Below are 11,336 nucleotides of genomic sequence, written 5' to 3' on the forward strand. Positions count from 1 at the left end.
GTGGTGATCACCCAGCCGACGGAGGGGCAGTTCAAGGGTTTCGACCCGATCTGCACCCACCAGGGCTGCCCGGTGTCGAACGTCGACGGCGGGACCGATCGGCGGCACCCGACCACGTCGCACCCGACGGGCCGGCACTGCGACCCGTCGTCAGAAGGTCGCCGACGATCTGTGGGCCGCGGACGCGGAGGCGATCGGGCCACGGCGGTGTCCCGACCGGGGAGGGTCCCGGTCCCGGCGGGACCCTCCCCGGTCGGGCGTCCGTGGGCGGTCAGCCCGCCGGATGCATGCTCACCGTGGTCGCCCGGGTCATGTCGGTCGCCGCGGTCACCTCCGGCAGCCCCTCGGTGTGCCCGCCGGAACGCACCCGGGACGACCAGTGGTCGTACCGCTGGCCGAGCTGGCCGACCCGGACGAACGCCGCGCTGGCCAGGCAGGCGCTCAGCGGGTCACGCGGCTTGTCCGGCACGCTGGCCTGGACGCAGCCGGCACCGTACTGGCCCTGGTCACGCAGCGGGTCGAAGCCCGACCGCTCCCCGTCGCACGGGTTCCAGTCGAACGTCTGGACGCAGTCGGCGTAGTTGGCCACCGCCTGCGCCATCGCGTTGCGCAGGTGCTGGTGGGCCGACTGGTCGGCGTCACTACGCGGACGGCTGTAGTCGGCGGGCAACCCGTTGCCCCCGAAGAGCAAGCCGGCGAGGCTGTCGTCGAGTTCCAGCGCGGTGCCCCAGCCCAGCTCGGTGTACGCCTGCAACAGCCGCAGCGCGTCCGCGACCGCCTTGCCCTTCTGCCAGAGCACCCGGGACACCTCCCAGGTGTCGCTGCTCGGCGGGTTCGGCCCGGTGCCGGCCCGCATCACCCGGTAGAAGTACTTCTGTCGGCCGGACAGCATCGCGGCGGCCTTGCTGCGGGCGGACGTCGCCTGGGTGGCGACGACCGGGATCGCCGCCGACTCGAACGCCGGCTTGTACGTCCCCGCCCACCGGTCGGTGAGGTACTTGTTCTCGTCGTAGCAGTAGCCCTGCGGGATCGGGGACCGGACGTCCCACGAGCAGAACGTGCCGATGGGGAACACGCGGGTGGCGGTCTGCACCTCCTGCCAGTCCCCGCCGGCCCACTTCACCCGCGACCGCAGGGTGATCTGGAGGTCGCCGGTGGTGGTCTGGAACCGGGGCCCCTCGTGCTCCTCCACGTTGACGAAGTTCGCGTCGTAGCAGGTGGAGAACTCCGGGGCGTGCCCCGGCGGCATGGCGTGGCGGGCCAGGTGGAACGCGTTGGGCAGGTTGCTGCGGCGTACCGTCGACGGGATCGGCCGGCCGACCCGGCTCGCGCTGCACCCGCCGATCGACTCGGCCTCGGGAATCCGGTTCGCGGCCGGGATTTCCTGGTCCGGGCTGCCCCACATGTCGTGCACCGGCAGGGTGTCGCTGCCGTTCCAGACCACCGCCTTGCGCACGTTCTCCACCTGGGCGTTCCAGCCGGCGACCGCGGTGCGGTAGTCGGCCATCAGCGCGGTGAACAACGGGTTGGTGCCGCCGTCGGCGGTCGGCTGGCTGAACTGCCGCACCCGCTCGTTGATGGTCCGGCCGGTCTCGGCGACGGCGTCGCCCCGCCCGGCGGCCACCTGGGCGGCGAACTGCGGGTTCTCCAGTTGCAGGATGTTGTAGACCCGGGCGGCGGTGGTCCAGGCGGCGGCGTTGGCGACCGGGCCGACGGTCCAGGTGCCACCGACCCGGTTACGCGCCCACTGGCCGAGGTAGTTGATCGAACCGGCGGGCAGGTGGGTGTCGAGCACGCTGACCGGGTCGGCGAGGCTGGTCCCGGCCGGCGCGGTGAAGGTGCCCTCGTCGGAGGCGTTGACGGTGGCGAAGGTGAAGGTCGGCGACTCGGCCTTCGGGTAGTAGGTGCCCAGGTAGTCCGGGATCGGCTGCCCGGTGATCTCCTTGTGGTGCACGTACGTGGTGATCACCTGGTTGAGCTGGCTCTTGGCGATGTTCTCCAGGGCCACGTGGGTGGCGAGCGCCATCGAGTCGACCTTGCGTTCGATGGTCTGCAACTGGGTGGCGATCCGGCCCAGGTTGGCGCGTACCTCGTCGAGGCCCTTGGTGAGCGCGTCGAGCTGGGCGACCAGCCCGGCGTACATCTCCTTGAGCGCCGACTCGATCCGGTCGAACCGCTTGTCGATGCCCTTGGCGAGCCGGTCGATCTGCTGGCGCAGCTTGCCGATCTCCGCCTGGATCGCGGCGTTCGGGTCACCGCCCCCGGCGAACAGGCCGATCAGGCTCACCGCCGCGCCGAGCAGGTTGCCGGTCAGCACCGCCGTGCCCATCGCCGTCGCGGCCATGGTCAGCCCCTGCCCGAGCACCGTCGTCACGTACGTGTTGATCGCGGTCACCGAGGTCACCACGGCCTTGCCGATGGTCTCCAGCTGCTTGCCGAACTTCTTGTCGACGAAGCCGACCAGGGTGGACAGCACCGTGACGGTGGACCCGAGCCCTTCGAAGATCTTGCGGTTCGACTCGGTCTTCGCCTTCTCCGCGTCGACCACCGCCTGGCTCGGCTTCGGGTCCTGGTTGAGCGGGTACGTGTTGGCGTAGCCGACCACCTCGGTGATCCGGTTGTTGCCGTCGGCGTCGAGCACCTTCAGCGTCGCGTACGCCCGCTCCTGCACCAGCGCCTTGAAGGCGGTCGGGTCACCGCGGACGTCGCGGATCGCGGACAGCGGCACGTAGTAGCCGAGGGTGCCGGTGTTGCCGTCGGCGCGCGGCTCGTGGATCCGCGCGGCCAGCAACCCGTCGACCGGGGTACGCACCCCGGTGCCGGTCCGTCCCGCGAAGGCGCTGTCCCAGCCGGTGGCCAGCGCGTCGTCGGTGGCGGCCCGCCGGTGCAGCTCCCGCCAGGTGTCCTGGACCAGGTCCCGGGAGCGGGCGTTCCACGCCGCGTCCTGGTAGCCGCCCCGGACCAGGTTCAACGCGTCCGGCACCACGTTCGCGCCTTCCGCGCCGACCGTGCTGGCCAGGAAGGCCCGCACCGCCGGGCCGGTGGTCACCGCGCCGGTGGACTCGCCGAGCCGGGCCAGCACCGCCATCGCCACCGCGAACCGGGACCGGTCCTCGGCCCGCGCGTCGCTGACCGCCGCGTCGGCGACCGCCCGAATGGCGGCCACGTGCCCGGCCACCTGCGTCGCGTCGGCACCCGGCTGGCCGGTACGCCAGTCGAGTAGCTCAGCGGTGAGCAGCGCGTCCTTCAGGCCGACGGCCCCGGCGTCGCGTAGTTGCACGACGGCCCCGAACAGCGCCCCGTGCACCGCCTGCTCGTCGAACGGCACCGGGTCGGCGGCGCGGGCCGGACTCTGGTGCATGGTGACCGCCAGCACCGCCGTCAGGCCGGCCGCCCACAGCCGGCGGCTGCGCCACCCGCCGCCCGGGGACCGTCCCCGGGCATGTCTCGTCGCTGTCCGCACCGCTGCTCCTCCCGCCACCGGGCGCAACCCCGCCCGCCGTCGCCGGGCGTCGACCCGGTCGGGCCGACGCCGCACCGGGCCACTGAGGCCGGTGCGGTGCCGACTCTGCTGGGCGGGGCGTCCCGGGCGGCAGGGACAGCCGTCCCGCCGCCCCGGGATTGCGGCGCGGGGCCGGGAGCCGACGCGGAGGGCCGCCCGGGATCGACGCCGGCTACGCGCGGGCTGCGCGGTGCGGGCTGCGGGGCCGGGAAGTCCCGGTCAGGGGCGGGGACGGCGCAGGCGCAGGGCCTGGGCGACGTAGTCGAAGCCGGTGACCACGGTGACCAGCACGGCGGCGGCCATGATCCAGGGGCCGACGGCGACCAGGGCGGCCGGCATCGGCCACAGGTACCAGGCGATGGCCAGGATCTGCAGCGCCGTCTTGAGCTTGCCGCCCCGGCTGGCGGCGATCACGCCGTGCCGGATCACCCAGAACCGCAGCCCGGTGATGCCCAACTCACGGACGAGGATCAGCACCGTCACCCACCAGGGCAACCGGTCGTAGACGGACAGCAGCACCAGGGCCGCGCCGGTGAGCGCCTTGTCGGCGATCGGATCGGCCACCTTGCCGACCGAGGTGACCAGACCGAACCGGCGGGCGATCCAGCCGTCCACCAGGTCGGTCATCGAGGCGAACGCGAAGATCAGGCAGGCGGCGATCCGCCACCCGGTGTGGGTCATCCCGGCGGCGACCACCGACGCGGCGAAGACGGGCACCAGCACCAACCGCAGCAGGGTCAGCCCGTTGGCCGCGTTGAGCACCGGCACCCGGGCCACCGGCGGCGCGGACTCCGCCGCCCCGGTCACCGCCGCGCCCCGCTCCGGCCGTCGAGGCCCACCTGGCACCGCCCCACCTGGCTCCCCCGCTCCGTCCGGGCCCACCGTCACCGTTCCGCGCCGGGCGCCGCCGAGATCATCTCATCCGGTACGGCCACCAGGTCGACGCCCTCGGTCGCGGTGACCGTGGCCCGCACCAGGTCACCGGGGCGCAACGCGGCCAGGTCGACGCCGCCACCGACCGGGGCGACCAGGGTGGTCGAGCCGTCGACCTCGGGGGCCTGGTGCGCCGCCCGCCCCTCCACCACGCCGTCGTCGACGGTGTCGACAAGCACCTCGACCGTGCTGCCGAGCCGCTCCTCGGCCCGCTGCGAGCACAGCTCGTCGGCGAGCGCGGCCAGCCGGTCGTAGCGGCGCTTGACGGTGGCGGCGGAGAGCTTGCCGGGCAGCCCGGCGGCCTCGGTGCCGTCCTCGTCGCTGTAGTCGAACACGCCGATCGCGTCGAGCCGCGCGTCGGTCAGGAACCGGACCAGCTCGGCCACGTCCTGCTTGGTCTCGCCGGGGAACCCGACGATGAAGTTGCTCCGCGCACCCGCCTCGGGGGCGAGGGCACGGGCGCCGGCCAGCAGCTCCAGGAACCGGTCGGTGGAGCCGAACCGGCGCATCCGGCGCAGCACCGGCTCGCTGGAGTGCTGGAACGACAGGTCGAAGTAGGGGGCCACGCCGGGGGTGGTGGCGATCGCCTCGACCAGGCCGGGACGGGTCTCGGCGGGCTGGAGGTAGCTGGCCCGCACCCGGACGATGCCGTCGATCGCGGCGAGCTGCGGCAGCAGCTTCTCCAGCGCCCGCGGGTCACCCAGGTCCTTGCCGTACGACGTCGAGTTCTCGCTGACCAGCACCAGCTCACGGACGCCGGTCTTGGCCAGCCACTCCGCCTCGGCGAGCAGCTCGTCGGGGGTACGCGAGACGAACGCGCCCCGGAACGCGGGGATCGCGCAGAACGCGCACCGTCGGTCGCAGCCGCTGGCCAGCTTCAGCGAGGCCACCGGGCCGGTGTCGAGCCGGCGGCGCAGCACCTGCCGCAGGTGCGCGGGGGTATGCGCGTCGGTCTCCGGCGCGACCCGGGTGGGGGTGCCGTGGCCGGGCAGCGACACCGCCGACTCCCGCCGGGCGACCGGGGTGAGCGGCAGCAGTTCGCGCCGGTCCCGGGGGGTGTGCGCGCCGATCGCCTCGCCGGCGAGCACCGAGTCGAGCCGGGCGGCGATGTCCGGGTAGTCGTCGAAGCTGAGCACCGCCTGCGCCTCGGGGAGGCTGTCGGCCAGCTCCCGGCCGTACCGCTCGGCCATGCAGCCGGCGGCGACCACCTTGGCCCCGGTGTCGGCGGCGGCGAGCAGGGTCTGGATCGAGTCCTGCTTGGCCTTCTCCACGAACCCGCAGGTGTTGACGACCACCACGTCGGCGCCCTCGCCGTCGGTGGTGACCTGCCAGCCGTCGGCGTGCAGCCGGGCGGCCAGCTCCTCCGAGTCGACCTCGTTGCGGGCGCAGCCCAGGGTCAGCAGGGCGACCCGTCGGCCGTCGGCGGACGGCTGCGCCAGGTCGCGGCGGGGCGTCGGGCCGGCGTTGTCAGGCGTGGGGGTGGCAGACACCATCCGAGGGTACCGGGCGCGGGAGCGGGCCCGACCGACGGCGGCGTGCGGTGTAGGCCGGTTCACCCCGCCGCCCGGCCCATCGTTGATCAAATGACGAAAATGCGCACGACACGCCGGGAACACTCGCCAAAATTGCAATCCGATCATGGTGCACCCGCCCGCCGCAGACGACACACCGGCGGTCAGACCGTCGTCGCGCCCACCCGGACCAGCCGGTCCAGCAGGGCGACCTCGGTGCCGGCCAGGCCGGTAGAGCAGAACACCGACACCTGGTCCGCGCCGGTCCGGCCGGGGACCGCCCCGGCCAGCACCGCCCCCAGGTCACGCAACCGTCCCGGGTACGGCCCGACGGCGGTCAACATCGGCGGGTCGTACGCCGCCGCCTGGGCCGGCGAGTCGGTGACCAGCACCTCGGCGGCGTCGAGCAGGTCGGTGCCGAACTCGTGCCGGTGCACCTGCTTGAAGCCGACGGTGTTGACGTGGGTGCCCGGGGCGAGGTCGGTGGCCGCCAGCACCGGGGTGACGCTGGTGGTGGCGAGCACCACCACGTCCCGGTCGCGGACCGCCTCGGCGGCCGAGCCGACGGCGCGGGCGGGGATTCCCAGTTCGGCGCGGACCCGGGCGGCGAACGCCTCGCGGCGGGCCGCCGAGCGGCTGTGCACCGTCACCTCGCGCAGGGGCCGGACGGCGGCGGTCGCCCACACCTGCGTCCACGCCTGCCCGCCGGAGCCGATCACGCCCAGGGCGGTGGCGTCCGGGCGGGCCAGGGCGTCGACCGCCACCGCGCCCAGCCCGCCGGTACGCCGGGAGCCGAGTTCCGCGCCGACGGCGATGGCCCGGACCGCCCCCGTCCGGGCGTCGTGCAGCACCACCAGCTGCTCGCCGGCCGGGTGGCCGAGGGTGTCGTAGGAGCGGAAGCCGTACCACTCGTCGGTGAGCTGCCCGGCGGTGAGCACCATCCGCCCGCCGGCCAGCGGTGCGGACGCCCGGGGTGGGGCGACGAGCCGGCCGGCGTGGGCGGCCAGCAGGGCGTCCCGCATCGCCGCGACGGTGGTCGGCGCGTCCAGGGTGGCGGCGACCTGCCGGTCGTCGAAGAGCAGCGTCATGTTCCCCATGCTGCAACCTCAAGCTGACTTCAACTCAAGGTGTGGTGGGGAGGATCACCCCACCCCGCCGGCCGGCGGTGCTAGCGTCGGTCGTGGTGGCCGCGTGGGCAGGTCGGTGCCGCGGCTCCTACCGGCCCGCAGCCACCCCGGACGAGTCGTGGGCGTACCCGGTCAGGCCAAGACGCCCCGTGACCAACCGACTCGTCCCGGCCGGTCCGGGACCCGCACCCCCGAGGTGATGCCCGATGGCCTGGATCGTGCTGGTGCTCTCCGGACTCCTGGAGACCGCGTGGGCGGTCTCCCTCGACCGCAGCGCCGGATTCACCCGGCCACTGCCCTCGGCCGTCTTCGCGGTCACCCTGGTCGCCAGCATGGCCGGCCTGGCGTACGCGCTGCGCGACATCCCCGTCGGCACCGGCTACGCGGTCTGGGTCGGCATCGGGGCCGTCGGCACCGCACTGGTCGGCATGGTGGCCCTCGGCGAGTCGACGAGCCTGCCCCGACTGCTCAGCCTGCTGCTGGTGGTGGCCGGCGTGGTCGGCCTCAAGCTCTTCCACTGAGCCGCCCCACGCCCGCGGCCGGGCCGGCTGCCGGTGGACGGCCGGTCCCGGCTGCCGAGCCCGCTCCCCGGGACCGGCCGACGGGTCAGGGCCGGCTCGCGTGCCGCAACAACCGGAGTTGGCCGACCTCGGCGACGTTCTTCATCAGCTCGGCGTTCACCCAGGCGATCATGTGGGCCACGGTGTACGCGGGGTCGTCCCGCCACGGGAACGACGCGGTCGCATCGAGGTCGACGTCGCTGAGCTGGTCGAACACCGCCAACCATGCGGTACGGAGGTCACCCAGCCACGCCACCGTCCGGTCCCGGTCACCGGGCCAACCGATCTCGTCACGTTCCCGCGGCCTGCGCCCCCGCGCATGGTCGGCAGCGACCGTCCACCACCAGCCGATGTGCCAGGTGATCCACCCGATCGTCGGGACCGGGACCGGGTCGGGCTCGACGTCCGCCCAGTCCGGCGTCCATCCGCCGTCGGCATCCGGGCGCATCGTCCAGCAGTACGGCACGGGTTCCCAGAGCAGGTCCGCCGCCTCCAGGCGCTCCAGGTGGTACTCGAACAGGGACCAGGTCAGATCGAACTGCGACCGCAACAGGTCACGACGGGATGCCGGCACCGGGTGATGCTGCCACACCGGCCGGCCGGATCGACCGGAATTTCCGCGCCGGCACCACAGCGGGCCGGGTGGGATATCGCCGCCGGGTGCGTAGTTTCCGTCCGGTGTGGGTAGTGATCGATCACCACAGCACTCATGTTCCCGACCACGGAGGACGTCATGGCCGACACCCACGCACCCGCCCGCCCGCGTACCAACGCCGCCCGCATCTGCACCATCCTGGCGTTCGTCTTCGCCGTCGTCGCGTTGCTGATCGCCCCGGTCATCTTCGGTGTCATCGGCCTGGTGCTCGGCATCGTCGGTGCGGTGCTCGGCGACAAGCCGCTGGGCTGGTACGCCGCCGCCGCTAACGTGGTGGCCATCATCCTCAGCCTGGTGATCGTCAGCGCCATGATGAACAGCTGACTGACGCCTTCCCGCGAACGGGCCCGCCGGCATCCCGGCGGGCCCGTCGCACGTCCACGGCCCGTCGCACGTCCACGCCCACGAACCGTCGCACGCTCACGGTCACGGTCCGTTGCGGACCCGACCGGTGGGACCGTCGCACCGACCGGCCCCGCGCAGGTCAGTCCACGTCGCCGCGCAGGCCGTCGAGGACCTCTTCCAACTCGTCCGGCTTGACCAGCACGTCGCGGGCCTTGGAGCCCTCGGACGGGCCGACCACCCCCCGGGTCTCCATCAGGTCCATCAGCCGACCCGCCTTGGCGAAGCCCACCCGCAGCTTGCGCTGGAGCATCGAGGTCGAGCCGAACTGCGAGGTGACCACCAGCTCGACCGCCTGCACCAGCAGGTCCAGGTCGTCGCCGATGTCCTCGTCGATCTTCTTCTTGCTCTCCTGCGCCGGGGCCAGCACGTCGGAGCGGAACTCCGGCTCCCGCTGGTCCTTGCAGAACTTCACCACGTCGGCGATCTCGCGCTCGGTCACCCAGGCGCCCTGGATGCGGACCGGCTTGGACGCGCCCATCGGCAGGAACAGCCCGTCGCCCCGGCCGAGCAGCTTCTCCGCGCCCGGCTGGTCGAGGATGACCCGGGAGTCGGCAAGCGACGAGGTGGCGAACGCCAGCCGGGACGGCACGTTCGCCTTGATCAGACCGGTCACCACGTCGACGCTCGGCCGCTGGGTGGCCAGCACCAGGTGGATGCCGGCGGCGCGGGCCAGCTGGGTGATCCGGACGACCGAGTCCTCCACGTCGCGCGGGGCGACCATCATCAGGTCGGCCAGCTCGTCCACGATCACCAGCAGGTACGGGTACGGCCGCATCTCCCGCTCGCTGCCCGGCGGGGCCTTGATCTCGCCGTTGCGTACCTTGCGGTTGAAGTCGTCGACGTGCCGGACCCCGTTGGCGGCCAGGTCGTCGTAGCGCATGTCCATCTCGCGGACGACCCACTCCAGCGAGTCGGCAGCCTTCTTGGGGTTGGTCACGATCGGGGTGACCAGGTGCGGGATGCCCTCGTACCCGGTCATCTCGACCCGCTTCGGGTCGATCAGCAGCAGCCGCACCTCGTCCGGCGTGGCCCGGGTCAGAATGGACACCAACAATGTATTAAGACAACTGGATTTCCCGGCTCCGGTGGCCCCCGCGATCAGGATGTGCGGCATCTTCGCGAGGTTGGCCACCACGAAGCCACCCTCGATGTCCTTGCCGAGGGCGACCACCATCGGGTGGTGGTCGCTGGTGGCGGCCCGGGAGCGCAGCACGTCACCGAGGGCCACGTTCTCCGGGTCGGTGTTGGGGATCTCCACCCCGACCGCGCTCTTGCCCGGGATGGGGCTGAGGATCCGCACGTCGGGCGACTTCACCGCGTACGCGATGTTGCGGGAAAGCTGGGTGATCCGCTCGACCTTGACCCCGTGGCCCAGCTCGACCTCGTAACGGGTGACGGTCGGGCCCCGGGTGAAGCCGGTGACCTCGGCGTCCACCCCGAACTGGTCGAAGACGCCGGTCAGCGCGGCGATCACCTCGTCGTTGGCCTTGCTGCGGGTCTTCGGGGCCGCGCCACCGGTGAGCATGTTGGCCGGCGGCAGCGCATAGTCGCCGGCCAGCCCGGTCAGCGCGAGCTGCTCGGCCCGGGTGGGCGGGGCGGAGTGCTCCGGCGGCTCCACCGGCTTGCGGCTGGCCGGCACCCGGCTCGCCGGCCGGCGGGGCAGCACGATCGTCTCCTGGAGGTCCACCTCCGGGCCGACGTCGGCGAAGTCGTCCGGGTCTACCGGCGGTGGGGCGGCCTTGCGGGCCGGCCGGCGGCGGGCCGGCTTCGGGGCGACCGCCACCTCCTGCTCCTCGTCCTCCGCCGGGGCGTCGGGCGGGGCGACCAGCGTGCCGGCGAGCAGACCGAGCCGCTCCGGGATCTTGTTGATCGGGGTGGCGGTGACCACCAGCAGGCCGAAGACGAGCAGCAGAATCAGCAGCGGCATGGCCACCCACGCGGTGACCCCCCGCTCCAGCAGGTCGCCGATCCCGGCGCCGACCAGGCCACCGGCGTAGTCGCGCTGCACCGGGTCGACCGGATTCTGTCCGATGTGCAGCATCGCCGCCGTGGCGACCAGCATGGAACCCCAGCCGATCAGGCCACGCCCCCGGTGCTCCGGGTCCACCGGGGTACGCATCAGCCGCCACGCGCCGATCATCAGCAGCACCGGCACCACCACCGCGATCGCGCCCAGGAACAGGCGCACGGTGTCGGCCAGGCGCGCACCGAACGGGCCTGCGCCGGAGAACCAGATCGCCACCGCGCTGAGGATGGCCAGGCCGAACAGCAGCAGCCCGGCACCGTCACGGCGGTGCTCCGGGTCCAGCTCCCGGGCCGAGGCCGCCTGCCGACCGGCGGCCCGGAACCCCCACCCGACCCCGTGCGCCAGACCCATCCACAGTGCCCCGACGGCACGACCCAGGTAGGCCGCCGGAGCGGGCCGGGGGGCCGGACGCCGTCGCGCCGTCGCCCGGGTGGTCTTCTTCGCCGGCTGACGGGCACGACTGTTCGTGGTACCGCGCGGCGACGCGCCGCGTCGCCGACTCGCCTGAGAGGTACGGCCCGCCATAGAGTCACCGTAACGGCGTTACCCGGCAGACCGCCGCTTTTCCGGGTCGTGTCCGCGCGTCGCAGCGCGTACCACGCCCGCAGACGTGTTAT

Annotated in this window: 8 protein-coding genes, 1 pseudogene and 1 riboswitch; of the genes and pseudogenes, 3 read left to right on the plus strand and 6 right to left on the minus strand. The window is 73.1% G+C overall.

Going from position 1 to position 11,336, the window contains the following annotated elements:
* Window positions 1–96: pseudogene (locus tag AB0C22_RS09630) on the plus strand (Rieske (2Fe-2S) protein); the annotation flags it as partial.
* 175 nt (window positions 97–271) lie between these two features.
* On the opposite strand, the gene AB0C22_RS09635 reads toward AB0C22_RS09630, so the two are convergent.
* The 4 genes from AB0C22_RS09635 to AB0C22_RS09650 form a co-directional block, all read right to left on the minus strand.
* Entirely contained in the window at window positions 272–3,463 is a 3,192-nt protein-coding gene (locus AB0C22_RS09635; protein ID WP_219468523.1) for a hypothetical protein, read from the minus strand.
* 258 nt (window positions 3,464–3,721) lie between these two features.
* Window positions 3,722–4,309 carry a CDP-diacylglycerol--glycerol-3-phosphate 3-phosphatidyltransferase gene (gene pgsA, locus AB0C22_RS09640; RefSeq protein WP_219470779.1) on the minus strand — a complete coding sequence of 196 codons (588 nt, stop codon included), beginning with the start codon at window positions 4,307–4,309 and terminating at the stop codon, window positions 3,722–3,724.
* A 77-nt stretch (window positions 4,310–4,386) separates the two neighbouring features.
* Complete coding sequence (rimO, locus tag AB0C22_RS09645) at window positions 4,387–5,928, minus strand: 30S ribosomal protein S12 methylthiotransferase RimO (RefSeq protein ID WP_255597929.1); 1,542 nt, start codon at window positions 5,926–5,928, stop codon at window positions 4,387–4,389.
* Between the two features lie 182 nt (window positions 5,929–6,110).
* Window positions 6,111–7,034, minus strand: a complete 924-nt coding sequence (locus AB0C22_RS09650; protein ID WP_357534858.1) for an ornithine cyclodeaminase family protein — start codon at window positions 7,032–7,034, stop codon at window positions 6,111–6,113.
* Between the two features lie 127 nt (window positions 7,035–7,161).
* Window positions 7,162–7,225, plus strand: a riboswitch (guanidine-III (ykkC-III) riboswitch).
* A gap of 54 nt (window positions 7,226–7,279) precedes the next feature.
* On the opposite strand from AB0C22_RS09650, the gene AB0C22_RS09655 reads away from it, so the two are divergent.
* Entirely contained in the window at window positions 7,280–7,594 is a 315-nt protein-coding gene (locus AB0C22_RS09655; protein WP_219468518.1) for an SMR family transporter, read from the plus strand.
* Window positions 7,595–7,679: 85 nt separating this feature from the next.
* On the opposite strand, the gene AB0C22_RS09660 is transcribed toward AB0C22_RS09655, so the two are convergent.
* Window positions 7,680–8,207 (minus strand): DinB family protein, encoded by a 528-nt coding sequence (locus tag AB0C22_RS09660; RefSeq protein ID WP_219468516.1) that lies wholly within the window; start codon window positions 8,205–8,207, stop codon window positions 7,680–7,682.
* A 159-nt stretch (window positions 8,208–8,366) separates the two neighbouring features.
* Here AB0C22_RS09660 and AB0C22_RS09665 point away from each other — a divergent pair, with 159 nt between their 5' ends.
* Window positions 8,367–8,612, plus strand: a complete 246-nt coding sequence (locus AB0C22_RS09665; protein ID WP_208569332.1) for a hypothetical protein — start codon at window positions 8,367–8,369, stop codon at window positions 8,610–8,612.
* A gap of 160 nt (window positions 8,613–8,772) precedes the next feature.
* On the opposite strand, the gene AB0C22_RS09670 is transcribed toward AB0C22_RS09665, so the two are convergent.
* Window positions 8,773–11,244 (minus strand): DNA translocase FtsK 4TM domain-containing protein, encoded by a 2,472-nt coding sequence (locus AB0C22_RS09670; RefSeq protein ID WP_357534480.1) that lies wholly within the window; start codon window positions 11,242–11,244, stop codon window positions 8,773–8,775.
* Between the last annotated feature and the right edge of the window lie 92 nt (window positions 11,245–11,336).

It is taken from the genome of Micromonospora sp. NPDC048894, from assembly GCF_040649765.1.
Lineage (GTDB): Bacteria > Actinomycetota > Actinomycetes > Mycobacteriales > Micromonosporaceae > Micromonospora > Micromonospora antibiotica.

What these genes read in the sequence shown, in the direction of transcription:
- AB0C22_RS09650 (WP_357534858.1), bottom strand. Translation starts at nt 7,034, where the DNA reads ATGACGCTGCTCTTCGACGACCGGCAGGTCGCCGCCACCCTGGACGCG.
- rimO (WP_255597929.1), bottom strand. Translation starts at nt 5,928, where the DNA reads ATGGTGTCTGCCACCCCCACGCCTGACAACGCCGGCCCGACGCCCCGC.
- AB0C22_RS09665 (WP_208569332.1), top strand. Translation starts at nt 8,367, where the DNA reads ATGGCCGACACCCACGCACCCGCCCGCCCGCGTACCAACGCCGCCCGC.
- AB0C22_RS09655 (WP_219468518.1), top strand. Translation starts at nt 7,280, where the DNA reads ATGGCCTGGATCGTGCTGGTGCTCTCCGGACTCCTGGAGACCGCGTGG.
- AB0C22_RS09670 (WP_357534480.1), bottom strand. Translation starts at nt 11,244, where the DNA reads ATGGCGGGCCGTACCTCTCAGGCGAGTCGGCGACGCGGCGCGTCGCCG.